This is a genomic window from Stenotrophomonas sp. 10L48 (assembly GCF_056395105.1).
The window spans coordinates 269873-294624 of record NZ_JBFTIX010000002.1; the positions used below are offsets into that span (position 1 = coordinate 269873).

Genomic DNA, 24752 nt, shown 5'->3' on the forward strand with positions numbered 1-24752 from the left:
CACCATTCGCACTGGTACGGTCCTGCCCGTTGCACCAACAACGACGGGGAGAGACGACGATGCGCAAGGTATTGCTGCTGTTGATCCTGCTGACCGGACTGGCGCCCACCGCCTGGGCTGCCACGGTCAAGACCACCCACCGCACCCTTCCCAGCTGGGACGGCACGCCCCTCGGGGTCTTTGTCATCGAACCCCAGGACGCAGGTGGCGGCAAGTACCCGCTGCTGGTGATGCCCAGCAGCTGGGCCGTTCCCAGCGTGGAATACGTAGGGGTGGCACAGTCGCTGGCCAAGCGCGGCTATGTGGTCCTCAGCTACAGCTCGCGCGGCTTCTGGGAGTCAGGCGGGGCCATCGATATCGCCGGGCCGGCCACGGTCGAGGATGTCAGCGCATTGATCGACTGGGCGCTGGACAACACCCAGGCCGACCCGGCGCGGATCGGCGTCTCGGGCATCTCCTACGGCGCAGGCACCAGCCTGCTGGCGGCGGCACGCGATCCCCGCATCAAGGCGGTGGCCGCCCTCAGCGGATGGGCCGACCTGCGGGCGTCGCTGTACGCCAACGACACCCCCAGCGCACAGGGAATCGCGCTGCTGGTGGCCGCCGGCCTGGTCACCGGCCGACCCGGGGCAGAGCTGGCCACGATCAACCGCAACGTGGTGGTCGGCAACTACCAGGGTGCAGTGGAATCGCTGCTGCCCGTGGCCGCCATCCGCAGCCCCGCTGCGAGCATCAGCGAGATCAACGCCAACCAGCCGGCCGTGTTCCTGGCCAACGCCTTCAACGACAGCCTGTTCCCGCCGGGTCAGCTGGTGGACTTCTTCAACCAGCTGAAAGGCCCCAAGCAGCTGCAACTGCGCCACGGCGACCATGCCCTCAACGAGGCCTTGGGCGCACTGGGCATTCCCAACGAGGTCTACGACTCGGCGGGTGACTGGTTCGACCATTACCTCAAGGGCGTGGCCAACGGCATCGACCGCGAGCCGGCGGTGCAGCTGAAGTCGCAGAAGGGCAGCTGGAGCAGCTACCCGAACTGGCAGGCGACCAACAGTGGTGCGGTCAGCTACGCGTTGACTGCACCCGGCGGCCTGCTTCTGCCCACCGGGGGGCTGGTTGAAAACGGGCGCAGCAATGGCTGGAACTACCGCATCGGCAGTGGCCTGGCAACCGCCGCCAATTCCGGTGTGGCGATGGTGTCCGGCTCGCTGCAGATGATCAACCTTCCGCCGGGGGCGTACGTGCCTTTCATCGGGCGCAACGCCGCAGGTGTCTGGCAGGGGCCGGTGTACTGGAACGCACGCCGCCTCGACGGCGCGCCGGAAGTACGGGTGACCGTTACCCCCAGCCGCGCCAACACCACGCTGTATGCCTATCTGTACGCGGAAGATGTGCTGGGCAATGGCCAGCTGATCAGCCACAAGCCCTACACCCTGCGAGGCGTTGCGCCCGGCCAGGCGACCACCCTCGATCTGCGCCTGGAAGCGAGCAGCTGGAACATTCCGGCGGGCAGCCGGCTGACGCTGGTGGTCGATACGGTGGACCTGCGCTATGCAGGCATCAGCCAGTTGGGCGGGGCGGTGACCTTCAGTTCGCCCGCGTCCGCACCATCTGTGCTGAAGGTGCCGTTGCATTGAGTTGCAAGCGGGCGCCCGTCGTTGCGGGCGCCTGCTTGCGTTGGTTGCGCTGTTCGCATTCATGACGCATGGAGTATTCGATGGGGCCGGAAACGCTGATCGGCACAGCGGCAGCCGCCATCGCGCTGGTGGTAGTGCTGGCCCTGCTCAACAAGAAGCGACAGCCACCTTCGCGGATCTTCAAGTGCGGTCGCTGCGGCAGCGCCGCTCACCACAATGATCGCACCAGCAACGCCTGGCGCAATGGCAAGACCCGGTTCTTCTGCCAGGCCTGCCATCGCCAGTGGCTGCAGTCACAGCCGCCGTCCGAGCGGAGAAGCGGCGACGCTCGGAGCGATTTCACATCCACCACCAGCAACAGCAACGGCGGCTGCCTTGGCGTGCTCGCGCTGCTCGCCGTGTTGCCACTGGGCGGATGGCTGGCCTGGGCCTGTATCTGAAACTACGTGTTGTGCCGTCCTGCAGCGTGCGGGCCCTCCTGCCATCCACGTAGTACGGGCTGGCAGGCCCAGAGGCGGGTAAGGGCGCGATCGGTGCTGCCCGGATACAGGCGTCGGGCAGAGGAGGATATGGGTCCTGATGGTACGGGCCAGTGTTGGCAGATGGAGATGGACTTGCAGCCTCGAGCACCTGACCATGGCGCTGCAAACACCCCCCCCGCAACCTGGCACCTCGATGAAGACTCTGGCTTTGATCGCACTTTCTCTTTCCATCTGCATCAGCCTTGCCGGATGCATCGCCCCGTTCCGCGTCAAGGCGCGTGAATATGCGGCCGCCGGCACGACCGCGCCCAAAACGCCGGCTCCGTCGATTCCTGCAGCGCCACCGCGGTGACGGCGCGGAGCAGCAATGGGCGAGGGCTTCGGTGCTGTTGAAAGCAGCGGGCCCGATGCTGCCTCCTCAGGGCTGCACGTGCTGTGTGTGCACCATCTGCACCACCACCTTGCCCTTGGCGCGGCCGCCGTCCATGTAGGCCAATGCTCTGCCGGTTTCCTCGAAGGGAAAGACCGTGTCCACCACCGGGCGCAGGGCGCCTGACTCGACCAGTGCCGTGACCTGTTCCAGCTGTTGCCCATCAGCACGCATGAACACGAAGCTGTACCGGATGTTCCTGCGCGCGGCCTTGCGGCGGATGCGAAGGCTCAACAGGCGCAGCACCTGCCGAAGCGGCCAGGCCAATCCTCTTGCCGCACCGAATGCCGGCGTGGGTGGCCCGGAAATGGAAATAAGGTGACCGCCGGGCTTGAGGATGCCGAGGGATCGATCGAGTTCGTCGCTGCCGAGGCTGTTGAGGACCACGTCGTAGTCACGCAGCACGGCAGCAAAGTCCTGCTGCCGGTAATCGATGACGACGTCCGCACCCAGTGCCTTCACCCAAGCAACGTTGGCCGTGCTGGTGGTGGTGGCGACGAAGGCGCCCAGGTGCTTGGCAAGCTGGATCGCAATCGTGCCGACGCCACCGGAGCCGGCCTGGATGAAGACCCGCTGTCCCTTCTTCAGTGCTGCGGTTTCGACCAGCACCTGCCAGGCGGTCAGTGCCACCAGTGGCAGGGCGGCCGCCTCGACCATGCCAAGGTTCTTCGGTATTGGTGCTACCGACGAGGCCTTGACCGCGATGTACTCGGCAAATCCGCCGATGCGATCATCGTCCGGGCGGGCATACACCTGGTCGCCCGGCTTGAACCGGCCTGCGCGATCGCCGACCCGCACCACCGTCCCGGCCACATCGTTGCCCAGGATCAACGGAAAGCGATAGGGAAGGATCTGTTTTAACTCGCCGTGCCTGATCTTGCTGTCCAGTGCATTCACGCCTGCGGCATGAACCCGGATCAGGACATCCTCGTCGCCCACATGCGGCTCGGGCGCGTCGGCGATTCGGCCGACGTCCTTGCTGCTGTAGCGGTCAATGATGAAGGCTTTCATGGCGGGCGGTTCCTGCAGTGATGGGGCCGGGTGGATGCAACGGAGGCCGGCCTCAGGCGCCGGTGCGGTAGCGCTCTGCGGCGTGCGCCTGGCGGATGTCGCCGAGCAGGGCCTGACGTGCGCCATCCAGCGTGTCCCAGCGTTCGGCCACGTGCAGCGGCGGAATGGTCACCGTTTCGCGACGATCGAAGCCGACCAGCGCTGCATCGACCAGTTCGCCAACGTCCATCACTTCAGCAAGCGTGGTGATGTCGATACCGGCGCGTTCCCAGATCTCGGTGCGCGTGGCAGCGGGCAGCACCGCCTGCACATGGACGCCCTTCGGGGCCAGTTCCTGGCTCAGGCCCTGCGACAGGAACAGCACATACGCCTTGCTCGCGCCGTACACGGACATGCCGAACTCCGGTGCAAGGCCAACCACCGATCCGATGTTGACGATCGCGCCGTTGCCGGCACCGACCAGCCGCGGCGCAATAGCGACGGCCAGGCGCGTGAGCGCGGTGGTGTTCAGGGTGACCAGGCGTTCGATGGCGTCGGCCGACTGTGCGAGGAAGTCGCCGGACTGGGCGATACCGGCATTGTTGATGAGGATGCCGATGCGCGCATCGTCGCGCAGCCGTGCCTCGACCGTGGCCAGCGCGTCAGCCTGGGTGAGATCGGCCGGCAGTATGTCCACCGCCACGCCGGTCTCTTGGCGCAGTCGCGCGGCGAGTGTTTCCAGTCGGGCGCTGTCACGCGCGACCAGGACGAGGTCATGCCCGCGCCGCGCGAAGCGGTCGGCATAGGTGGCACCGATGCCGCTGGAAGCGCCGGTGATGAGGACGGAAGGGAGGACGGACATGATGGGCTTCTCTGGACGGGGGACGTGTCGGATGCGGGCGGCCGCGTTACTGCGCGTGCGCTTCAGCCAGGGTGGGGTAGTCGGTGTAGCCTTCGGCGCCACCGCCATACAGCGTGGCCGGGTTCAGTGCCGCCAGCGCTGCGCCGCGCTTGAGGCGCTCGACCAGATCGGGGTTGCTGATGAACGGGCGACCGAAGGCGACCAGATCGGCCTGGCCTTCGGATACACGGGCGCTGGCCAGCTGCAGGTCGTAGCCGTTGTTGGCCAGGTAGGTGCCGTTGAAGCGACGGCGCAGCCCATCGAAGTCGAACGGTGCCACATCGCGCGGGCCACCCGTGGCGCCCTCGACCACATGCAGGTAGACAATGCCCAGTGCGCTGAGTTGATCGACGATGTAGTCGTACTGGGGCTGCGGATCGCTGACGGTGGAAATGGCATTGGCCGGCGACACCGGCGAAATGCGCACGCCGGTGCGGTCAGCGCCGATTTCGCGCGCCACCGCAGCGGTCACCTCAAGCAGGAGGCGGGCACGGTTCTCGACCGAGCCGCCATACGCGTCGGTGCGCTGGTTGGCCCCGTCCTTGATGAACTGTTCGAGCAGGTAGCCGTTGGCGCCGTGGATCTCCACGCCGTCAAAACCCGCTGCGATGGCGTTGGCAGCGGCTTGGCGGAAATCGTCGACGATGGCGGGCAGCTCGTCGATGTCCAGGGCGCGCGGCTCGGACACATCGACGAAACCATTGTTGACGAAGGTCTTGGTCTGCGCGCGGAGGGCCGAGGCGGAAACCGGCGCCGCGTTGCCGGGTTGCAGGTCGACGTGCGAGATGCGGCCGACGTGCCACAGCTGCACGAAGATGTGCCCGCCGCGTGCGTGCACCGCATCGGTGACGGTGCGCCAGCCGTCGATCTGGTCCTGCGTGTACAGCCCCGGGGTGTCCTGGTAGCCCTGCGCCTGCGCCGAGACCTGGGTGGCTTCGGTGATGATCAGGCCGGCTGATGCGCGCTGGGCGTAGTAGGTGCTCGCCAGCGGACTGGGCACCAGGCCCTCGCCGGCGCGGTTGCGCGTCAGCGGTGCCATCACGATGCGGTTGGCCAGCGTCAGCGGGCCGAGGGGATAGGGCTGGAAAAGCGTGGCGTCGGACATGGGAGGGTGGGCTCGCATACGGAGGAGGGGTCTGGATCAATGATGATGAGCATCATCATTGATGTCAATTGTTTGATGATGAATATAATCTATGTGTGTTAAAGTGCCCTCCACACGCGACAGGACTCCCAAGGGCGAAGGCTCATGAAGGTCACCAAGGCACAGGCGCAGGCCAACCGGGCACACATCGTCGAAACCGCCTCCACGCTGTTCCGCGAGCGCGGCTACGACGGCGTTGGCGTGGCCGACCTGATGGCCGCCGCTGGCTTCACCCATGGCGGCTTCTACAAGCATTTCGGCTCGAAGGCCGACCTGATGGCCGAAGCAGCCGCCTGCGGCCTGACCAGCTCGGCTGCAGCGGTGGCTGATCTGGATGTGCAGGCATTCGTGAGCGAGTACCTGTCCCGCGCGCACCGCGACGGGCCCGGCCAGGGTTGCACGCTGGCGGCGCTGTGCACCGACGCCGCGCGGCAGACGGACGCGGTCAAGGCTGCCTTTGCGGCCGGCATCGAGGCCAGGCTGGCAACACGTGCCACGCAGGAGGGGCAGGCGCAGCGCGATCCGGATGATGCGGCGCGTGCGCGCAGTATTGCGCTGATGGCTCAAGCGGTCGGCGCGCTGGTGCTGTCGAGGTCCTGCCCGGACGAATCGCCGCTGGCGGACGAAATCCTGGATGCATGCCGGGCGGATCTGCTGGCCCGGTTGCCAGCTGCGTCCAGCCGCTGAGCTGCGCCTTCCAGCGTCAGGACGTGCTGGAAGACGCTACGCTGAAAGGTAGTGGTCAGTGCTAGCCGGACGTGCGCAGCAGCGCCGCAACCGCTTTTGCCGTCGCCTTGGCCGACTGCGGATTCTGGCCGGTGACCAGCCTGCCATCGACAACCACCTTCGGCACGAATGGCAGTAGTCCCTTCTCGTACAGGGCTCCCCGCCGGGACATTTCCGCCTGCGCGTTGTACGGCATCTGCCTGGAAACACCCGCCAGGATTTCCTCGGTCCAGGAAAATCCTGTTACCCGCCGGCCCTGCACCAGCAGTTGCCCATCGCTCAGCCGGGTATTGAGCAGGCCGCAATAGCCGTGGCAGACCGCCGAGACGATCCCGCCCTGCTCATGGATGTCCCGTGTGATTTTCTGGATGCCCTCGCTGTCCGGGAAATCCCACATCACCGCATGCCCACCGGTGAAGTAGATCGCGTCGTACGCGGCAGCGTCGACGTTGTCGGGGGCGAGCGTGTTGTCCAGCAGTGCCATGCGCGCCGGATCCTGCAGCCATGCCTTCGCCGAATGGTCCAGCGCCGGCCATTTCAGCGAGCGCGGCTCAAGTGGTGAGTGCCCGCCGCGTGGGCTGACCAGGTGCTGTTCATGGCCTTGCCCGGCGAACAGGTCGTAGGCATGCGTCAGTTCCGACAACCAGAGCCCGGTCCTGTGGCTGGGGTCATCGTAATGCGCGACGTTGGTGACAACATGAAGGATGCGACGGTTCATCAGATACGCCTCTGGCTCATTTTCCGGTTTCCCATTCGTGCTTGATCTGCCGCAGTCCTGCGTCGTAGCTGGTTACGGGAAAGTCGGGAAAGCGCTGCTTGAACTTTCCGGATTCGAAGCGATTGTCATGCTCATAGCGCGGCAGCAGCTCCCGGATCTCGCGCGCACCTTTCGAGAACAGGCCGGCGATGTACAGCGCAGTCCTGCCGAGGGTGGCGTGGGTGTCCGGCCTGCCGAACACAGTGCAGGCCAGGGTGGCGAACTGGGCATAGGTCAATCTCGGCTCACTGCAGGGCAGATGCCACGTCTGGTTCTGCGCGTCGGGCGTATTGCCCAGCAGTGCGAGCGCGCGACTGGCGTCGGGCGTCCAGATCAGCGTTCTGAGGGTATCGTCGCGCAGTGGCACCCGCGGTGACTTGCCAGCCTTCAGCCTGTCGATGACGAGGGCATTGGTGAAGCTCTGCGTGCTGCCCGGGCCATAGAATTCCGGTGCTCGGGCGATGGTGACGGCGATGCGCCCGGCTGCCATCTCATCCAGGACCATGCGCGCCATCTCTGCGCGCACGCGTGCCTTCCTGCCCGCGGGCGCGAACGCGGTGTCCTCGGTCTGCGGAGCCGCCGTCTGCGGATACATGTAGGTATTGTCGAAGTACGCAAATGCAGCGCCGGTGGCGACGGCGGCATCCAGTGCGTTCTTCAGCATGGAAGGAAACTGCCGCTCCCAGAGCCCTGAATCCGGCGGCAGCCCTGCGGTGAAATAGACGATGTCGCTGCCTTCAACGGCTTTCAGCGTCTGCTCTGCATCCAGCAGGTCCGCCGGCACAAGCTGGTCGCCCGTGTTGACCGGCCGCGGCGTGCGGCTCACCAGGCGAAGGTCGTCGGTGTAGGTGCGCTTCAACGCGCGCGCCAGTTCCTGGGCGATCTGGCCGTTTGCTCCCAGAATGGTCTGCATCTCTTTTCCTTGGGCGTCTGGGCCTCTGATCGCCCGGGGTGGAAGTTCAGCCCAGGGCGCCGGCGCCACAGTGCCGCGCGGGTGCTCGCCAGACCGCCGTCGGCAACCTCTCACGCTGACGGTCGCGGCAGTGTATGTTTAAAGTCAACTTGAAGGTCAAGGGGCAGTGGCAGGATGAAAATCGGGGATCTGGCCAAGGCCACGGGCCTGGCCCCATCGCGTATCCGGTTCTATGAGGCCGAAGGCCTGATCAGCGCGCCGCCCAGGGGGAGCAATGGCTACCGGATCTATTCCCCGGACGTATTGGGCGTGCTGCAGATCATCGACAACGCGCAACGCGTCGGCTTCTCACTTGATGAGATCCGGCATTTCCTGCCTGGGGGCACGCAGGCGTGCGATCACCAAGGCCTGGTCGAGTCGCTGGGCAGGCGCCTGGCCGAGATCCGACGCTTGATCCTGCAACTGCAGGAGAACGAAGCGCGCCTGCTGGGCATCATCGAGGGTGTCACCCAACGTCCTGAGGGTATTTCCTGCACCGACAACCAGGTCAGGCTGATGGATCTGCTGGATCCTCCACGGCGCCAGCGGGGCGGGCGCGCAGGGCGACCAGGTAGAGGAATGAAGTGACCCTCTGTTGGCCGCAGGCCGCAGCGTCAACCTGCGTCGGTGGCTGCGCCCAGATCATGCAGGCTGCGCAGCTTCTTCTTGTTGATCTTGCCCACGCTGGTGCGTTCCAGCGAATCGACGAAGCTGACGCGGTCGGGGATCGCGTAGCGGGAGATATCACCGGAGCGGCTGCGTGCTGCGACCAGTTCGATGATCTCCGCCTCGGTCACATCGCTGCCGTGCTGCCGGACCACCAACGGCAGCGGTCGCTCGCCCCATTTCGTATCACTGATGCCGATCACCGCGACCTCGTTGACCGCCGGATGCAGGGCGATGATGTCCTCCAGGGCGAGCGAGGAGATCCACTCGCCACCGGTCTTGATCACATCCTTGATGCGGTCGGTCACGCGCAGGTAGCCGCTGCCATCGATGTTGCCGATGTCCCCGGTGTGCAGGTAACCGCCGGCCCATAACGCCGTCGAAGCGTCCGGATTGTGCAGATAGCCCTGGGTGAGCCAGGGCGTGCGCACCACCACTTCCCCGGTGGCGATGCCATCGTGGGCAACATCATTCATGTGTTCGTCGACGATGCGCAGGTCAACCAGCGGCACCGGAATGCCGGCCTTGGTGCGCAGGGACAGCTCCTCGTCCGGGCCGTCCACGGCGTCGGCATCGATCTGCGCGAGGGTGAGCAGCGGGCAGGTTTCGGACATGCCGTAGCCGCCGAAGATGTCGATGCCACGGGCCAGTGCCTGCTGCGCCAGTGCCCGCGGTAGTGCCGCGCCGCCGATGATTACCTTCCAGCGGCGCAGGTCGGTATCGGCAGCAGTGGGATGGCCCAGCAGCATATGCAGGATGGTCGGCACGCAGTGCGAGAACGTCACCTTCTCGCGGGCGATCAGCGCCAGCAACGCGCCCGGCAGGTAGCGACCGGGGTAGACCTGCTTGATGCCCAGCAGCGTGGCCACGTACGGCATGCCCCAGGCATGGACATGGAACATCGGCGTGATCGGCATGTAGACATCGTCGCGGTGCAGGCGGCCCTGGCTGGACGCGCTGCCGAGGGCTGCCATCGCCGCAAGCGAGTGCAGTACCAGTTGCCGATGGCTGAAGTACACGCCTTTGGGCAGGCCCGTGGTGCCGGTCGTATAGAACGTAGTGGCGCGGGTGTTCTCGTTGAAGTCCGGGAAGCGGGTGATGGGCGTGGCCTCGCGCAGCCCGGCCTCATACTCGGTCACGAAACCCGCTGGCAGCGGGCCCTCATCATCATCCAGCAGGATGCGCGTGCGCACGTCCGGCAGCTGTTCTTCGATGGCGTTCAGCACCGGCAGGAACTCGCGGTTGGCCAGGATCACCCGCGCACCGCTGTGATTGAGCGTATAGGCAATCTGCTCGGGCGCCAGGCGGATGTTCACCATCATCAGCACCGCTCCGATCATCGGCACGGCGAAATAGCTCTCCAGGTAGCGGTTGCTGTCCCAGTCCATCACCGCCACGGTATCGCCGCGCTTTACCCCCAGTGAGGTCAGCAGCCCGGCCAACTGGCCGATGCGCGCCTGCAGGGTGCGGTAGTCGAAGCGGACCTTGTCGCCGTAGACGATCTCCTGCCGTGGTCGCACTGCCAGAGGTGTCAGCAGCAGCTGCTTGATCAGCAGGGGGTAGGCATGAGGCTCGGCGGCGGGCGCGTCTGCGGCGGTGGCGAATGACATGTGATCTTCCTGATGGGGCGGCGCGTCAGCGGCCGGGGGGCGCGGGAATGGACAGCTGCTCGCGCAGCAGCGGCGCTTCCGCGCGTGGGCTCGGCTGGATGAGTGCATCCTGCGGCAGCGCTCGCGCTGGATCTTCAAGGTGTTCCCACACCTGGTCCATCGCCGCGAACAGGTAGGGCAGCAGCGGGACGTAGCGCTTCCGGTAGTCCGGGAAGGCCAGCAGCGAGTCGAAGTGCTGTGCCTTGTTCACCCGCCAATAGGCGATCTGCGCCCCGGCCTTGCGGGCAAGTGGCACGTAGCGATCACTGGTCATGCTGATCGGTACCAGCCCGTCGTCCAGGCCATGGATCACCACGATCGGCAGGCCGCGACGCGGCGCCTTGGCAGTCGCTGCGGCGATGCCGGCGCGTACCCGTCGGGCATCGGCGCTGTCACTCTCGCCAAGTGCGCGCAAGCAGCGCAGGCCACGCAGCGGATCAGCTGCCGCCCCGGTGGCATTGCCGTCCACCAGAACCACGCCGCTGCCCGGCGGGATGCCACTGCCCTCGCTCCACCAGGTTGCACGAACCTCGGCCGTGGCCGCGTGGGGTCTGCCGTCGGTGCCGGCGGCCGAGAAGCTGTACGCGCAGGGATGTTCGCCCGTGGCGTAGCGTCCATAGGCTGACGAGTAGGTCGCTGCGATGGCGCGCCACAGATCGAAACCGGTAGAGAATGCACCGGCGCGAAGTGCATCGGCGCTCAAACCCGCGTCGAGCAGCTGCTGCCGTGCCGACCGTGCCTGTGCTGCAGTGTCATCGCCTTGCACCAACCCAGCGGATTTCAACGTGGCACATCGCTGGGTCCACCCTGGCACGGCCTGCGCCCGCATCGGCGGTTGTGGTAGATCGTCCTCCGTCAGCAGGGCACAGGGCATCAGCAACGCGGCCTGGGTGACGAAGTCATACAACGCTGGTGCGCCGGCCACCGAGACATTGGGTTCGCCGGCCACCATTGCATCGAACCAGTCGCCTTCGATCTCCGCCGCGCGCAGCACGGCGCCACCGCCATTGGATACGCCCACGCCGAGCGTGCGTGTGTTGGCCGCAGTGAATGGGGCCGATTGCGGATAGGCACGGTCCAGCACCTGCAGGCCGAACTGCAGCGCCTGCAGCAGATGGCGGCCCCAGTCCGCTTCCGGGTTGTCACCCGAATGAGCATGTTTGAAGGCGATTCCCTGCGCGGCTGTCGCACCCGCAGGAATGAAGGCCAACGCGCCTTGGCTGGCTGGCGTGCCGTCTGCCTGGAAGCCGGCCTTGGCGTCCAGATCGTAGTAATCACTGCCGGCACCCTTGTCGGTATAGGCGACCGCGCAGCCATGTGCCAGGCCCCAGCTGCCGGCAACCGCGATCGCGCCATGGATGCCACGCGAGCCGGAAGATGCCGCGACGACCAGGCAGCGCCGCGCGGCGTCGAAGCTGTCGGGCACCTGCACCAGTACCCGATGGGGATGGCGGGCGCCGGGAACGCGCGCATAGGCGGAGAATTCGCGGCCGGGTACCGCCTGCACGCTGCCGTAGACATCGCCAAAGCCGCCGCCGGGTGTCAGGTCGGCGATGCCGCGCCAGCTGCTCCAGATCGCACGACGCCGTGCTTCCTCGGCCGTGGGCTGGGCCGGGTTGGCAAACGCCGGCGCGGTGGCCGAGCGCAGGGCGTCGATGCCCAGGCCTGCGGTCAGCAGTTCGTCGCTGCCGCGATGCACGGTTTCCCGCCACTGCTCGAACACCGGAACAGCGGTAGTGGGGCGGGGCGGGGCGGCGTGGGTGCTGGAGATGCTGCCCAGAAGCAATGGCAGCGCGGCGCACAGCAGCATGACGGGGCGGTGGATGTTCATTGCTCCACCCTAACCATCCGGGCGGCGCACGCCAGCGTACCTTGGTACCCGTGCCCAGGCGCAGGCGATTTGCTAACCTCGGCTGGACATGCCGACCCTGCTTATCGCCGATGACCACCCATTGTTCCGCGCGGCGCTGCATCGCGCCGCTGAAGAAGCGGTGGCTGACCTGCAGATCAGCGAGGCCGATTCGCTGCACGGCGTGCTCGAAGCGATCGAGAACCAGCAGATCGATCTGATGCTGCTGGACCTGCACATGCCGGGCAACCACGGCCTGGCCGGACTGGCGACCATACGTGCGCTGCAACCGGGGCTGGCGATCATCATCGTTTCGGCCAATGAAGAGCCGCACGTGATCCGCCGCGCCATCGACCTGGGCGCAGCCGGGTACCTGCCCAAGAGCTCCGGCCTGACCGACCTGCAGTCCGCACTGCAGACCGTGCTGGAAGGTGAGCGCTGGATACCGGCGCTGCTGCGCGAGCCGGTGGCGCGGGTGGCGCCCTTCAGCAAGGACGCCGATCTTGCCGCGCGCTTGTCCAGCCTGTCCGCGCATCAGTACAAGGTGCTGAGCCTGGTGGCCGAAGGGCTGCTCAACAAGCAGATCGCCGACCGGCTGGGCGTGCAGTTGCGCACGGTCAAGGCACACATGACCCGCATCATGGGACGACTGGGCGTACGCAATCGCGCGCAGGCCATCCGCGTGCTGCACGAGATGGGGTTGACCGACCCATCCCGGCAGATCGAAGGCGCGCAGGACGCCTGATCCTTCGTCAGGTCCTTTCCGTGCTGGCCGTTGCCAGCAGGTGGTTGATCGCCCAGCGCAGCGCCAGCGGCTTGAACGGTTTGTTCAGCAGTGACAGGCCCACACTGCGCACCGCCTCGCGCGTGTCATTGCCGGTATCGGCGCTGAGGATCACCGTCGGCCGCGCGCCATGTACGGCGACGAGGCGCTTCCACAGTGCGACGCCGGTATCGCCCTCATCAAGGTGGTAGTCGAACAGCCACAGTGCCGCCTCATGTGCGGACGCGCCCAGCGCAGCGACATCACGCGCCGCGATGACATCGCAGCCCCAGGCAAGCAGCATCAGCCGCATTGCCTCCAGCGCCTCCGCATCGTTGTCGACCACCAGCACGCGGATGCCCTTGATGCTGCTGTTGCCAGCGGCGGGCTCAGTGCGTGGGGCCTCAGGCGGCGCTGCACGCGCCACGGTGATGGAGAAGGCCGAGCCGCGATCCAGTTCGCTTTGCAGTTCCAACGGTGCATGCAGCAGGTCGGCAATGCGGTGCGCGATGGTCAGGCCAAGACCGAGGCCCTGGCCATTGCTGCGGTCGCCACGGTGGAATTCTTCGAACACCACGGCTTGTTGCTCCGGCGCGATGCCGGGGCCGCTGTCATGCACGCCGATCGACAGTGCCTGACCGTGCCGACGAACGCCAAGCAGCACGCCGCCACGGCGGGTGTAGCGGATGGCGTTGGCCAGGAAGTTCTGCAGTACGCGGCGCAGCAGCAACGGGTCGCTGTGCACCCACACGCGGGTGCGCACATGGCGGAACTGCAGGCCGCGTGCCGCGGCCAGCACGGCGAACTCCTGCGCAAGCGGCTCCAGCACGGTCGACAAGGCGAACGGGCGCGGATCGGCCACCAGGCCACCGGCTTCCAGTCGCGAAATATCCAGCAGGCCCGACAGCAGATCGTCGGTGGAATCCAGCGCGCCGCGAATCTGGCGCAGGAAACTGTCCAGGAATTCCGATTCGATGTGCTGCGACATGGCGTCGGTCAACAGCTGCGCCGCATGCAGGGGCTGGATCAGGTCATGGCCGACTGCGGTCAGGAAGCGGGTCTTGGCCACGTTGGCCCGCTCGGCTTCATGCACGGCCTGTTCAAGCCGGGCGGTGCGGTCCTGCACGCGGCGCTCCAGGGTTTCGTTACTGCGCTTGAGCGCGTCCTCTGCCCGCCGGAACGCGGTGACATCGGTGAAGGTGGCCACATAGCCGCCACCGGGCATCGGGTTGCCTCGGATCTCAACGATGGTGTTGTCCGGGAAAATCCGCTCGGAAAGGTGCGGCGTGCCGCGCCGCATGTGCACCACCCGCCGCTGCAACGCCTTGTCGCGCGAGTCACCAGGGCTGTCGCCGATCTTCAGCTGTCCCAGTGCCCACGCCGTCAGGTTCGACACCGGCTGCCCCACCTGCAGCAGCTCCGGCGGGAACTTGAACAGCGCGGCGTAGCGGCTGTTCCAGGCCACCAGCTGCAGCTGCGCATCGACCACGCTGATGCCCTGGCTCATGTTCTCTAGGGCGGCCTCCAGCAGGCGCTGGTTGAAGCGCAGCACCTGGGTGGCTTCACCGACCGCGCGGGTAACAGCGTCCAGCGGCGCAGCGCCACCATCGCGTGCCGCCTCCACCAGCAGCCGCGCCATGCCTGCACCGACCACGGCGGTCAGTTCGCGCTCGATGGCAGTCACCCGGTCGTCGTCCAGCATCTGCCCGGCGTGCCCGTCCATCAGCTGCCGTGCCCGCTCCTGGCCGAGGAAGCGACCAGCCGTCTTGCGCAACGATGCAGCGGCCACCGCGTCGCGCTGCCGAGGCATCGGTGGACGCACCGCGCGCGACACCAGCACCACGGTTACCAGGTTGACGGCCAGGCTGGCGCCCATGCTGATGGCGATATGGCCCGGCTGCATGCGCAGCGAGAGCATCGCCAGCCAGTGCAGTCCGTCGGGACCGGCCGACGCCAGCGGGGCAGGGAGCACCATGGGCAGCAGCACCAGCCACAACCAGACCAGCGAGCCCAGTACGATGCCGGCGATGATGGCCGGGGAGGGCGTGCGCGGACGGTACACCGCCAGCAGCACCGCCGGTGCCAGCTGCGAGAGCGCGGTGAACGACATCAGGCCGAAATCGCTGAGCGCCTCGGTGCCGCTCATCGCACGGCTGTACAGCCACGACATCAGGAACACGGCGAGGATGCCGGCGCGCCGGAAGGCCAGCACCCGCGGTCGTAGATCCGCGCCGGTGTTGAAGCCATTGACGCCGCTCAGCAGGCGCGAGCCCACACCGTGGTTGCCGAGCATGATCGACAGGGTCAGCCCGGACAGGATCATCATGCCGGTGGCGGCACTCAGACTGCCCAGGTATGCCAGCAGTGCCAGCAGGTGATGGCCGCGCTCCTGCGGCAGGGCCAGCACGTACAGATCCGGCGTCATCGAGGGCGGCAGCTGCGCGGCACCGGCCAGTGCCATCGGCACCGACGGCAGGCCGATCAACAGCAGGTAGACCGGGAACAGCCAGCGCGCCGTCTTCAGGTCCGATGACTGGCGCAGCTCGACCACGCCCACATGGAACTGATGGGGCAGGGTGAACGCGGCCATGGCACCGAGCGCCACCATGGTCAGGTAATCCGGCACCACTGCCGGCGGCGGCAGGTGCGCCATCTTCTCAAGCAGCGGCGTGCCTGCCTTGTGCACCGATAGCGCGGCATACAGGCCAATGGCCAGCAGTGCCGTCAGCTTCAACAGTGATTCCAGGCCCAGCGCGACCACGATGCCGCGGTTGTGCTCGGTCGCCGACGCCTTGCGTGCACCGAACAGGGTGGTGAACGCCGCCATCGTCAGCGCGAACCAGAACGACACGTCCAGCTGCCAGCCAACGGGTGCGAACTGGTCACCGAGCAGGGCGGCAAGGCCCTGGCTGACCGCTTTGAGCTGCAGCGCGATGTAGGGAATGATGCCGAACAGCGCGACCAGGGTGATGGTGATGCCCAGCCCTTGGTCGGCGCGCAGGCGCGCGACCACCAGGTCGGCGATGGTGGCACTGTTGTGCTGCTTGGCCAGCCGCCCCAGCCGCACCAGGAACGGCAGGCCGAAGGCAAAAATGAGGGCCATGCCGATCAGTGTCGGCGGAATCGGGAAGCCCCATTGCACGCCCTGCGAGGCAGCCCCGTAGTAGGTCCACGCCGTGCAGTGCACGCCCAGTGACAGCGCGTAGATGGCTGGCCATACCTTCGACAGCCGATGCCCCTGGCGTTCCCCCCACAGGGCGACGCCGAACAGCAGCACGGTCCACGCGATGCAGGCGAACAGGACGATGGAGGGCGTCAACATCGCTCCAGTGTAGAGAGAACCGCGGCCGGCGGGCAGCCGGCCCGCCCCGCGCGGGAGGACGGTGCGGCGCTAGTCGGCGAGCACGATCAGCGACAACTGTTCGGCGACCACGGCTGTCTCGCCGGCGGGAACCACTTCCACGGTCTTGTGCTGGGTCAGCAGCCACTGCCCGGGCCTGCGCGCTTCCAAGGACATCAGCTGCGAGCGTACCCGTACCTCGGAACCGCTCGGCACCGGCGCCAGGAAGCGGACCTTGTTCAAGCCGTAGTTCAGTACGTGGGCGATGCCGGGAAAACCGGCCAGGGCCGCCACGTCGTCCTCTACGGTAAGCGAGAGCAGAAGGAACCCATGGGCGATGGTCTGCCCGCCCGGCAGGCCGGTCCGTGCGCGGGCAGGATCGGTGTGGATCCAATTGTGGTCACCGGTGGCCTCGGCGAAGGCATCGATGCGCGACTGCGCGATGCGCGTGCTGCCGCTCAGCCGCTCGCTTGCCGCCCATTGGTGCAGGGCCTGCAGGGCGGCAGGCAGCGCATCCCTCGACACGCCGGAACTCATCGCACGCGCTCCAGCAATGCCAGGATCGCGTCACGCGCCTCGGGCTCGGACAGCATCGGTGCATGACCCACCTCCGGTACTTCAACGAGGCGGGCATTGGGCGACGTGGCAGCCATCTGCTGCGCGACATCGGCAGGCAGGATGTCCGACAGCGCCCCACGAACCACCAGCACCGGCACGCGTGCGGTCAGCCCACGCACCGCGCGCCATAGTACCGGGCGCAGCAGCCACAGCAGCCACGGCCGCGTGGTGCGGATCACCGCCGGGTCGTAGTCCAGTTCCAGCAGGCCATCGCTGCGCTGGCGGAACGTGCGTACGGCCATCGCACGCCAGTCGTCGCTGGTGAAGCGCGGGAACGCGGCCTTGCCGATGGACTCCACATAGGTCGTGGCCTGTGCCAGGTCCATCGGTGGCACGGGCTTGCCGGCGTACTTGCCGATCCGTGCCAGCGCTTCGCGCGGCACCTTGGGGCCGGCATCGTTCAGAACTGCCGCGGCGATCAGCCCGGGCGCACGCGAGGCCAGGGTGATGGTGACCAGCACCCCCAGCGAGGTGCCGACGAATACCGCCTTGTCGATGTTCTGCGACCGCAGCAGCGCCACCATGTCGTCGGCATAGGTGCGCGGGTTGTAGCTGGACGGGTCCGATGCGCGTTCCGAACCTGCGCGTCCTCGCAGGTCAACCGCGATCACCCGCCAACCCGCAGCAGTCAGCGATGCGGCCAGCGCATCGAAGTCGGCGGCATTGCGGGTCAGGCCGGGGATGCAGACCACGGTGCCGCGCGCCGGCTGTGCGCCTGCAGGAGCATGGTCACGCGCATGCAGGCGCAGGCCATCGTCACTTTTCCAGTACAGATCATCGTAAGACGGTGTCATGCAGAAGCTTCCTAGAAATCGTAACGGACGCTGAGGCTATATTGGCGCGGCGGCCCATAGAAACCAATCAGCGTGCCGACCGCCGGAATGTTGTAACCGGTGGTGCGGTACTCCTTGTCGGCCAGGTTGGTACCCTGCAGCGAGAAGGTCCAGGCATCGTCAAGCTTCCAGGTCACGCCGGCATTGACCAGCCCGTAGCCGTCCTGGCGGATCACCGGGCTCAGATCGGTGGTCGGCCACACTTCACTCTGGTAGCTGTAGCTCACCCGTGCGGACAGGTTGCTGCCATTGGCCAGGTCGGTGCGGTACTCCACGTTCAACGCGCCCGAGAAGTCCGGCGCGTTGGTGAACTTCATCTGCTTGGCCACATTGACGCCGCGGTCCAAGTACTCGTCATACTTGGCATCCAGCCAGGCCAGGTTGCCGGAGATCAGCCAGTGCTGGCTGGGCAGGTACTGGTACTCGATTTCCAGGCCGTTGATGGTGCCGGCGCCGGCATTGGTGAAATCGCCGAAGAAGGCATCGTCGACACCGTCGCCGTTGGTATCGATGCCGGTGAACACCGACAGCTGGATGTCCTTGTACTTGTTGTGGAACGCCGACAGGTTCAGGAACAGGCGCTGGTCGAGGAAGGCCATCTTGCTGCCGATCTCGAAGCTGTCGACCGTCTCGTCATCGAACGGCTCGGCCGAGCGTGGCACGGCAACGGCGTTGGCGCGGATGTTGTAGCCGCCGGACTTGAAGCCACGCGTGGCCAGGCCGTAGACCATGATGTCCGGGGTGATCTGGTAATCCAGCGACACCTTGGGCGAGATGTTCTTGAAATTGGTCTTCTTGTCGAAATCGGCGGCGACCGCGATCGGACGGGTGAACGTCGCATCCGAGTAGAAGCGGTTGAGCACGATCGCGCGCTTGTCCTCGTCGGTGTAGCGGGCGCCGACGTCCAGCTTCAGCTTGCTGGTCAGGTCGAACGTCCAGTCGGCGTACAGCGCGATGCTGTCGGTGAGCACCTTGCCACGGGTGTCGCCGAACTGCAGGTTGAAGAAGTTGTTGCGGATCTGTCCACCGGCCTCGCCACTGAACTGGTACAGGCCCACCACGCCGCGCACGCGGCCGCCGGCATCGTAGTTCAGCTGCACCTCGTTGCTGACCTGGTCGTCATGGTAAGTGCCACCTACATCGGCCAGCTTGACCGGCGTGCTGTCGAAGTCGATGTTCGCGTCGCTGTCCGATTCGCGCTTGGCCACCACGTATTTCAGCGCAACGTCTTCGCTGGGCCGCCAGTTCACCGTGGCCGAGGCGCCCTTGGTCTCCACGCTGTTGAGGTTGCGCATGCCCGAGCGGATGTCGTAGCGGTCATCCATCGGCGGGTAGGCGCGCACGAACGGGTTGGGTGCCAGCATCTTCGAGCCACGCATGCCGGACTGGTCGTCGATCCAGTCCAGGGCGAACTGCACGTCGAAGTCGTCGCCCGCATACGCACCCAGGTTGAAGCGCGCAGCATTGATCTGCTTGTCACTGACCGGCTGGTTGGTGAAGGTGTTCTCGCCGAAGCCGTCACGATTCATGCTGGCCACCGCCACGCGCGCACGCAGGCCGCTGTCGGCCCCGCCGATCGGGCCGCCGATCGCCGCCTTGGCGTCCAACTGGCTGTAGTTGCCCACGGTGATCTGGGCGAAGCCTTCGGTCTGGGTGGGCAGGCCGCGCGAGATGTACTTGATGGCACCGCCGATGGTGTTCTTGCCGTACAGCGTGCCCTGCGGACCGCGCAGCACCTCGATGCGCGAGACATCGAACACGTCCAGCAACGCACCCTGCGGACGGGCGATGTAGACGTCGTCCAGGTAGATGCCCACGCCCGGGTCAGCGCCCCAGGTAGGGTCGGACTGGCCAACACCGCGGATGTAGGCGGTGACCGTGCTGCTGGCGCCGCGCGCCGCGTAGATGGTCAGGTTGGGGACCTGTCCATCAAGGTCGCTGATGTCCTGGACGTTCATCTTGTCCAGGGCTTCGGACGTAAAGGCGGTGACGGCAACCGGCACCTCCTGCAGGGTTTCCTCGCGCTTGCGTGCGGTCACCGTGATGCTGTCCAGGTTGGTGGCCGAAGCGGTGCGGGCGGCTGCCGGCGCGCCCTGCGGTGCGTCCTGCGCCAGAACCGGCCCGGTGGCCAGCAGTGTGCCGATCATCAGGCTCAAGCAATTCCGTTTCATTCGGTCCTCCCCCAAGGCATGTACGCGGCGAATGGCCCATTGCCACCCATGGACGCTAGGCTAGCGGCGCGGTTGCGCACCGGCGAGTGGACCTAGGTCCAGTCGGCAGCGGTCGCCAGATCCGGATACTGGGCGCGTCCCCACCCGGAAGCGCCGTATGTCGTTACTGATCGTACTTGCAGCGCTGGCCTTCCTCATCCTGGTGGCCTACCGCGGTTACAGCGTGATCCTGTTCGCGCCCATCGCCGCGCTTGGCGCAGTGCTGCTCACCGATCCCTCGCTGGTGGCACCGATGTTCACCGGCTTGTTCATGGACAAGATGGTTGGCTTCCTCAAGCTCTACTTTCCGGTGTTCCTGCTGGGCGCGGTGTTCGGCAAGCTGATCGAACTGTCCGGCTTCTCCCGCTCGATCGTGGGTGCGGCGATCCGCTTGTTCGGACCGCAGCGGGCGATGCTGTCGATCGTGCTGGTGTCGGGCCTGCTCACCTACGGCGGCGTGTCATTGTTCGTGGTGGTGTTCGCGGTCTATCCGTTCGCGGCCGAGATGTTCCGCCAGAGCAACATCCCCAAGCGCCTGATTCCGGCCACGCTGGGGGTGGGCGGCTTCAGCTTCACCATGGACGCATTGCCGGGCACGCCGCAGATCCAGAACATCATCCCGACCACGTTCTTCGGCACCGATACCTGGGCGGCTCCGGTGCTGGGTACGCTGGGCAGTGTGTTCGTGCTTGCGGTGGGCATGGCCTACCTGGAGTGGCGCCGTCGCGCGGCGGCGCGCAGTGGCGAGGGCTACGGAGACCCGGCCACGCTGGTGAACGAGCCGGCACCGTTCGCAGGCACGCATCTGGCCCACGCGGGCATTGCCGTGCTGCCGCTGCTGCTGGTGTTTGTGTCCAACAAGCTGTTCACCCTGGGCATACCGCACTGGTACGGTGCGGAGCACAGCTTCGTGCCGTCGATCATGGGCAGCGCCGCGCCGGTGGTGCAGGGCGTGGCGAAGATCACCGCAATCTGGGCCGTGCTGGGGGCGCTGCTGGTTGGCATCCTGTCGGTGCTGGCGCTGGCCTGGCGCCCGGTGGTCACCCAGTTTGCCGAAGGCACCAAGGCGGCGATCGGTGGTGCCGTGCTGGCAGCCATGAACACCGCCTCGGAATATGGCTTCGGCGCGGTCATCGCCGCGTTGCCCGGCTTCATGGTGGTGGCCAACGCGCTGGGGGCGATCAGGGACCCCCTGCTGCATGAAGCGGTCACCGTAACCGGTCTGGCCGGTGTCACCGGCTCTGCATCGGGCGGCATGAGCATCGCCCTGGCGGCAATGTCGGAGACCTTCATCGCCAACGCGCAGGCTGCCGGCATCCCGATGGAGGTGCTGCATCGTGTTGCCGCGATGGCATCCGGCGGCATGGACAGCCTGCCGCACAACGGTGCAGTCATCACCCTGCTGATGGTCACCGGGCTGACCCATCGGCAGGCCTACAAGGACATTTTCGCAGTGACCATCATCAAGACCCTCGCGGTGTTCGTGGTGATCGGCATCTACTACGCCACCGGCTGGGTTTGACAGCGGCGTCGCAGCACCCTCTGGAAGGTCGGTCCACGAGGATTTCCGGTACCACTTCATCCACGACTCACGCATGAGGATCTGGTCATGAAATCTGGAATCGATTCAATCAAGGCGCTGATGCTGCTGCTGTGCACCTGGCTGGCCACCACGGGCGCCGCCTCTGCGGCAGACCCACCCGGGCATTGGGACGTTGGCCTGTACGGCAATCTGTTCGGTGCCCGCGAGTACCAGGTGTGGGTGCCGGCCGGCTACGACGAAACGCGGCCACTGCCCCTGTTGCTGGTGCTGCACGGCTGCGTGACCGGGCCGAACCTGATGGGCGAGGCCTCCGGCTTCAACGAGGTGGCCGACACCGAAGGCTTCATCGTGGTCTACCCGCGGCAGAACGTCACCTCCAACCCCGCACGCTGCTGGAACTGGCAGCTGCCGATCAACCAGGCACGCGACAGTGGCGAAGCCTCCATCCTGGCCGGCATCGTGGACAAGGTGAAAGCGGGCTACAGCATCGATCCGCATCGCGTGTACGTCACCGGCATTTCCGCCGGCGGGGCGATGACTTCGATCATGCTGGCCTGTTATTCGGATGTGTTCGCGGCGGGCGCGATCCACTCCGGCGGCATGTACAAGGGCGCGACCACGATTTCCGGCAGCGCCTATGCGCTGTTGGCCGGCAGCATCTACTCACCGGACAGCAACGGGCGGCTGGCCTGGCAGTGCTCGGGCTCGCCGTCGCCGCGGCCGATCCCGGTGCTGGTCTTCCATGGCACCGCCGACGCCACGGTGAACCCGATCAATGGGCAGCAGGCCGTGCGCCAGTTCCTGCAGACCAACGACCTGGCTGACGATGGCGTGGACAACGACTCGGTGAAGTACGTGCCGACCAGCACCTTCCACGGCCAGGTGCCGGGTGGGCGTGCCTACACGGTTGACTCTTACACCTATGGCGGCAGGACGCTGGTGCAGCATTACGTGGTGCAGGGAATGGGGCATGCCTGGAGCGGCAGCCAGTCCGGTTTGCCGTTCACCGATCCCAAGGGGCCGGATGCCACGTTGATTACCTGGCTGTTCCTGAAGGATCAGCAGCGCTGAGTGTGGGGGCACAGGAGCAGGGGAGGCGGCGCCAGTGTGGGAGCGGTGGGCTCCCGCACTGGCGCGCGGCCTTTGCCTCATCCATCCAAGCGTGTGCGCCCGCATGCGCACTCGTGCTCAGCCGCGGGCCAGAAGCTCGTCGCGGACGATCTGTGCACCTGCGCTGAGCGCGCGCAGCTTGCCTCGTGCTACGTCACGCGACAGCGGCGCCATGCCGCAGTTGGTGCTGGGGTAGAGCTTGTCAGCATCCACGAACTGCAGGGCCTTGCGCAGCGTGTTGGCCACTTCTTCCGGCGTCTCGACCGTGCTGGAAGCCACATCGATGGCACCGACCATCACCTTCTTGCCGCGCACCAGCTCGATCAGGTCAATCGGCACGTGCGAGTTGTGGCATTCCAGCGAGATGATGTCGATGCTGGACGTCTGCAGCTTCGGGAACGATTCTTCATACTGGCGCCATTCCGAACCCAGCGTCTGCTTCCAGTCGGTGTTGGCCTTGATACCGTAGCCGTAGCAGATATGGACCGCGGTTTCGCACTTGAGCCCTTCGACCGCGCGCTCCAGTGCAGCGACACCCCAATCGTTCACTTCGTCGAAGAACACATTGAAGGCCGGTTCGTCGAACTGGATGATGTCGACGCCGGCCGCCTCCAGTTCCCTGGCTTCCTGGTTGAGGATCCCGGCGAACTCCCAGGCCAGCTTTTCGCGGCTCTTGTAGTGCGCGTCATACAGGGTGTCGATCATGGTCATCGGGCCCGGCAGCGCCCATTTGATCGGCTGCGTAGTCTGCCTGCGCAGGAATTTCGCATCTTCCACAAACACCGGCTTCGGGCGGCTGACAGCGCTCACCACGGTGGGCACACTGGCGTCGTAGCGGTCGCGGATGCGGACGGTTTCACGCTTCTGGAAATCGACGCCACTGAGGTGTTCGATGAAGGTGGTGACGAAATGCTGCCGTGTCTGTTCGCCGTCACTGACGATGTCGATGCCGGCGTGCTGCTGTTCCTGCAGGGACAGGCGCAGGGCATCCTGCTTGCCTTCAATCAGGCCGTCATCCTGCAGCTTCCAGGGCGACCAGAGCTTTTCGGGCTCGGCCAGCCAGGAGGGCTTGGGCAGGCTGCCTGCGGTGGAGGTGGGGAGCAGTTTCTTCGTCGACATTGCGTCTTGTGTCCTGAGGGGCGAATGGAAAAGCGGTGGATCAGCGGGCGGCCCACTGCTCAAGCACGGCGCGGTACGGCTTGATGAAGTGTTCTTCGGTGAATCGGCCTTGCTTGACCGCCAGCTGGCTGCGTTCTTCGCGGTCGTAGACGATGCGGGTGGACGAATAGTCCTGGTGCTTCAGGCTGGGCTGGTAGACCTTGCCCGCTACGGAATTGGCGTTGTAGATCTCGGGGCGGTAGATCTTCTGGAAGGCCTCCATCGTGCTGATGGTGCCGATCAGTTCCAGGTTCGAGTAGTCGCCCAGCAGGTCACCCTGGAAGTAGAACGCCAGTGGCGCGACGCTGCCTGGCGGCATGAAGTAACGCACCTGCAGCCCCATCTTGTCGAAGTACTGGTCGGTGGGGGAGAACTCGCCTTGCCGATACTCGACGCCCAGGATGGGATGGTAGTTCTCGGTGCGGTGGTAGGTCTTGCTGCTGGACACGCTGATGCAGATCACCGGCGGCTTGCTGAAGTGCGCACGGTAGGCGTCGGACGCCAGGAAGTGCTTGAACAGCTTGCCATGAAGATCGCCGAAGTCTTCGGGAATGCCGAAGGTGGCCTTGCCTTCGTTGCTGGCGGGCAGCACGACGCTGAAATCGTAGTCGCGGACGTAGGAGGAGAAATTGTTGCCGACGATGCCTTCCGTACGCACGCCGGTACGCGTGTCGACGATGGTCGGCCGCAGCACCTCGATCAACGGGAACGTATCGCTGCCGTCGCTGCCATCGATGTGCATCTCCACCGAGATGATGTCCAGCTCGACCGCGTAGCGATCCGCGCTGGGGTTGTCCCAGTGCGCCAGATCGTTGAAGCGGTTGTTGATCATGCCGAGCGTGTTGCGCAGGTTTTCCTGGCGGGATTCGCCGCGGGCCAGGTTGGCGAAGTTGGTGGTGATTCGCGTGCCGTCAGCGGGCTGGTAGTCCTCGTTGAAAGGAATACGGGTGATGCTGAAGGTGAAGTTCTCGGTCGTCATGGGCGGCGTTCCGGGTTG

At 66.0% G+C, this 24752-nt stretch carries 21 protein-coding genes; 8 read left to right on the plus strand and 13 right to left on the minus strand.

Annotation, left to right across the window (positions count from 1 at the left end; all coding sequences use genetic code 11):
• Positions 1–59 precede the first annotated feature (59 nt).
• The 3 genes from AC1DCU_RS04665 (at position 60) to AC1DCU_RS04675 (ending at position 2468) form a co-directional block, all read left to right on the plus strand.
• A complete protein-coding gene (locus tag AC1DCU_RS04665) occupies positions 60–1634 on the plus strand; it encodes a CocE/NonD family hydrolase (RefSeq protein ID WP_442251094.1) in 1575 nt (524 codons plus the stop codon).
• Positions 1635–1714: 80 nt separating this feature from the next.
• Entirely contained in the window at positions 1715–2074 is a 360-nt protein-coding gene (locus tag AC1DCU_RS04670) for a hypothetical protein (protein WP_313113570.1), read from the plus strand.
• A 235-nt stretch (positions 2075–2309) separates the two neighbouring features.
• Complete coding sequence (locus tag AC1DCU_RS04675; RefSeq protein WP_154231483.1) at positions 2310–2468, plus strand: hypothetical protein; 159 nt, start codon at positions 2310–2312, stop codon at positions 2466–2468.
• Between the two features lie 66 nt (positions 2469–2534).
• Here AC1DCU_RS04675 and AC1DCU_RS04680 read toward each other — a convergent pair whose 3' ends face one another.
• From AC1DCU_RS04680 to AC1DCU_RS04690, 3 genes are read right to left on the minus strand one after another with little or no spacing between them, the layout of a single operon-like run.
• Entirely contained in the window at positions 2535–3557 is a 1023-nt protein-coding gene (locus AC1DCU_RS04680) for an NADP-dependent oxidoreductase (protein WP_442251095.1), read from the minus strand.
• 52 nt (positions 3558–3609) lie between these two features.
• Entirely contained in the window at positions 3610–4398 is a 789-nt protein-coding gene (locus AC1DCU_RS04685; protein ID WP_442251096.1) for an SDR family NAD(P)-dependent oxidoreductase, read from the minus strand.
• 46 nt (positions 4399–4444) lie between these two features.
• A complete protein-coding gene (locus AC1DCU_RS04690; RefSeq protein WP_282279742.1) occupies positions 4445–5542 on the minus strand; it encodes an alkene reductase in 1098 nt (365 codons plus the stop codon).
• A gap of 144 nt (positions 5543–5686) precedes the next feature.
• On the opposite strand from AC1DCU_RS04690, the gene AC1DCU_RS04695 reads away from it, so the two are divergent.
• Positions 5687–6268, plus strand: a complete 582-nt coding sequence (locus AC1DCU_RS04695) for a TetR/AcrR family transcriptional regulator (RefSeq protein WP_223482512.1) — start codon at positions 5687–5689, stop codon at positions 6266–6268.
• Positions 6269–6329: 61 nt separating this feature from the next.
• Here AC1DCU_RS04695 and AC1DCU_RS04700 read toward each other — a convergent pair whose 3' ends face one another.
• Both AC1DCU_RS04700 and AC1DCU_RS04705 read right to left on the minus strand, forming a co-directional pair.
• A complete protein-coding gene (locus tag AC1DCU_RS04700; RefSeq protein WP_154880411.1) occupies positions 6330–7025 on the minus strand; it encodes a type 1 glutamine amidotransferase domain-containing protein in 696 nt (231 codons plus the stop codon).
• Between the two features lie 16 nt (positions 7026–7041).
• The gene (locus tag AC1DCU_RS04705; protein WP_313443799.1) at positions 7042–7977 is read right to left on the minus strand and encodes an NAD-dependent epimerase/dehydratase family protein; all 936 of its coding nucleotides are present in this window, start codon (positions 7975–7977) and stop codon (positions 7042–7044) included.
• A 174-nt stretch (positions 7978–8151) separates the two neighbouring features.
• Here AC1DCU_RS04705 and AC1DCU_RS04710 point away from each other — a divergent pair, with 174 nt between their 5' ends.
• Positions 8152–8604: a MerR family transcriptional regulator gene (locus AC1DCU_RS04710; protein WP_032974716.1), complete on the plus strand. Its 453-nt coding sequence runs from the start codon at positions 8152–8154 to the stop codon at positions 8602–8604.
• 26 nt (positions 8605–8630) lie between these two features.
• Here the strand turns inward: AC1DCU_RS04710 and AC1DCU_RS04715 are convergent, their stop codons facing one another.
• Together AC1DCU_RS04715 and AC1DCU_RS04720 are read right to left on the minus strand one after the other, a co-directional pair.
• On the minus strand, positions 8631–10292 hold the full coding sequence (locus AC1DCU_RS04715) for a fatty acid--CoA ligase (RefSeq protein WP_313113588.1): 1662 nt from the start codon (positions 10290–10292) through the stop codon (positions 8631–8633).
• Positions 10293–10317: 25 nt separating this feature from the next.
• Complete coding sequence (locus AC1DCU_RS04720; RefSeq protein WP_313113591.1) at positions 10318–12162, minus strand: 3-hydroxybutyrate oligomer hydrolase family protein; 1845 nt, start codon at positions 12160–12162, stop codon at positions 10318–10320.
• Positions 12163–12250: 88 nt separating this feature from the next.
• Here AC1DCU_RS04720 and AC1DCU_RS04725 point away from each other — a divergent pair, with 88 nt between their 5' ends.
• On the plus strand, positions 12251–12925 hold the full coding sequence (locus tag AC1DCU_RS04725) for a response regulator transcription factor (RefSeq protein WP_282279735.1): 675 nt from the start codon (positions 12251–12253) through the stop codon (positions 12923–12925).
• 7 nt (positions 12926–12932) lie between these two features.
• Here AC1DCU_RS04725 and AC1DCU_RS04730 read toward each other — a convergent pair whose 3' ends face one another.
• The 4 genes from AC1DCU_RS04730 to AC1DCU_RS04745 form a co-directional block, all read right to left on the minus strand.
• Positions 12933–16265 (minus strand): hybrid sensor histidine kinase/response regulator, encoded by a 3333-nt coding sequence (locus AC1DCU_RS04730; protein ID WP_313113596.1) that lies wholly within the window; start codon positions 16263–16265, stop codon positions 12933–12935.
• Between the two features lie 69 nt (positions 16266–16334).
• Positions 16335–16820 (minus strand): MaoC family dehydratase, encoded by a 486-nt coding sequence (locus tag AC1DCU_RS04735; protein ID WP_313113598.1) that lies wholly within the window; start codon positions 16818–16820, stop codon positions 16335–16337.
• Positions 16817–17695, minus strand: a complete 879-nt coding sequence (locus AC1DCU_RS04740; RefSeq protein WP_313113600.1) for an alpha/beta fold hydrolase — start codon at positions 17693–17695, stop codon at positions 16817–16819. The genes AC1DCU_RS04735 and AC1DCU_RS04740 overlap by 4 nt, the downstream gene beginning before the upstream one ends.
• An 11-nt stretch (positions 17696–17706) precedes the next feature.
• Positions 17707–19881, minus strand: a complete 2175-nt coding sequence (locus AC1DCU_RS04745) for a TonB-dependent receptor (protein WP_313113646.1) — start codon at positions 19879–19881, stop codon at positions 17707–17709.
• 181 nt (positions 19882–20062) lie between these two features.
• Between AC1DCU_RS04745 and AC1DCU_RS04750 the strand changes: the two genes are divergently transcribed.
• Positions 20063–21466: a GntP family permease gene (locus AC1DCU_RS04750; RefSeq protein WP_313113604.1), complete on the plus strand. Its 1404-nt coding sequence runs from the start codon at positions 20063–20065 to the stop codon at positions 21464–21466.
• A gap of 87 nt (positions 21467–21553) precedes the next feature.
• Positions 21554–22558 carry an extracellular catalytic domain type 1 short-chain-length polyhydroxyalkanoate depolymerase gene (locus tag AC1DCU_RS04755; protein WP_025874524.1) on the plus strand — a complete coding sequence of 335 codons (1005 nt, stop codon included), beginning with the start codon at positions 21554–21556 and terminating at the stop codon, positions 22556–22558.
• A gap of 117 nt (positions 22559–22675) precedes the next feature.
• On the opposite strand, the gene AC1DCU_RS04760 is transcribed toward AC1DCU_RS04755, so the two are convergent.
• The gene (locus tag AC1DCU_RS04760; protein ID WP_032974722.1) at positions 22676–23716 is read right to left on the minus strand and encodes a methionine synthase; all 1041 of its coding nucleotides are present in this window, start codon (positions 23714–23716) and stop codon (positions 22676–22678) included.
• A gap of 40 nt (positions 23717–23756) precedes the next feature.
• Positions 23757–24734, minus strand: a complete 978-nt coding sequence (locus tag AC1DCU_RS04765; protein ID WP_032974723.1) for a DUF1852 domain-containing protein — start codon at positions 24732–24734, stop codon at positions 23757–23759.
• Positions 24735–24752: the final 18 nt, after the last annotated feature.

Bases quoted from the DNA above. Each gene is read 5' to 3' on its own strand.
- AC1DCU_RS04690 (WP_282279742.1), bottom strand. From the start codon at position 5,542: ATGTCCGACGCCACGCTTTTCCAGCCCTATCCCCTCGGCCCGCTGACG.
- AC1DCU_RS04755 (WP_025874524.1), top strand. From the start codon at position 21,554: ATGAAATCTGGAATCGATTCAATCAAGGCGCTGATGCTGCTGCTGTGC.
- AC1DCU_RS04745 (WP_313113646.1), bottom strand. From the start codon at position 19,881: ATGATCGGCACACTGCTGGCCACCGGGCCGGTTCTGGCGCAGGACGCA.
- AC1DCU_RS04680 (WP_442251095.1), bottom strand. From the start codon at position 3,557: ATGAAAGCCTTCATCATTGACCGCTACAGCAGCAAGGACGTCGGCCGA.
- AC1DCU_RS04665 (WP_442251094.1), top strand. From the start codon at position 60: ATGCGCAAGGTATTGCTGCTGTTGATCCTGCTGACCGGACTGGCGCCC.
- AC1DCU_RS04730 (WP_313113596.1), bottom strand. From the start codon at position 16,265: ATGTTGACGCCCTCCATCGTCCTGTTCGCCTGCATCGCGTGGACCGTG.
- AC1DCU_RS04695 (WP_223482512.1), top strand. From the start codon at position 5,687: ATGAAGGTCACCAAGGCACAGGCGCAGGCCAACCGGGCACACATCGTC.
- AC1DCU_RS04670 (WP_313113570.1), top strand. From the start codon at position 1,715: ATGGGGCCGGAAACGCTGATCGGCACAGCGGCAGCCGCCATCGCGCTG.
- AC1DCU_RS04705 (WP_313443799.1), bottom strand. From the start codon at position 7,977: ATGCAGACCATTCTGGGAGCAAACGGCCAGATCGCCCAGGAACTGGCG.
- AC1DCU_RS04675 (WP_154231483.1), top strand. From the start codon at position 2,310: ATGAAGACTCTGGCTTTGATCGCACTTTCTCTTTCCATCTGCATCAGC.
- AC1DCU_RS04760 (WP_032974722.1), bottom strand. From the start codon at position 23,716: ATGTCGACGAAGAAACTGCTCCCCACCTCCACCGCAGGCAGCCTGCCC.
- AC1DCU_RS04750 (WP_313113604.1), top strand. From the start codon at position 20,063: ATGTCGTTACTGATCGTACTTGCAGCGCTGGCCTTCCTCATCCTGGTG.
- AC1DCU_RS04740 (WP_313113600.1), bottom strand. From the start codon at position 17,695: ATGACACCGTCTTACGATGATCTGTACTGGAAAAGTGACGATGGCCTG.
- AC1DCU_RS04715 (WP_313113588.1), bottom strand. From the start codon at position 10,292: ATGTCATTCGCCACCGCCGCAGACGCGCCCGCCGCCGAGCCTCATGCC.
- AC1DCU_RS04700 (WP_154880411.1), bottom strand. From the start codon at position 7,025: ATGAACCGTCGCATCCTTCATGTTGTCACCAACGTCGCGCATTACGAT.
- AC1DCU_RS04685 (WP_442251096.1), bottom strand. From the start codon at position 4,398: ATGTCCGTCCTCCCTTCCGTCCTCATCACCGGCGCTTCCAGCGGCATC.
- AC1DCU_RS04720 (WP_313113591.1), bottom strand. From the start codon at position 12,162: ATGAACATCCACCGCCCCGTCATGCTGCTGTGCGCCGCGCTGCCATTG.
- AC1DCU_RS04710 (WP_032974716.1), top strand. From the start codon at position 8,152: ATGAAAATCGGGGATCTGGCCAAGGCCACGGGCCTGGCCCCATCGCGT.
- AC1DCU_RS04735 (WP_313113598.1), bottom strand. From the start codon at position 16,820: ATGAGTTCCGGCGTGTCGAGGGATGCGCTGCCTGCCGCCCTGCAGGCC.
- AC1DCU_RS04765 (WP_032974723.1), bottom strand. From the start codon at position 24,734: ATGACGACCGAGAACTTCACCTTCAGCATCACCCGTATTCCTTTCAAC.
- AC1DCU_RS04725 (WP_282279735.1), top strand. From the start codon at position 12,251: ATGCCGACCCTGCTTATCGCCGATGACCACCCATTGTTCCGCGCGGCG.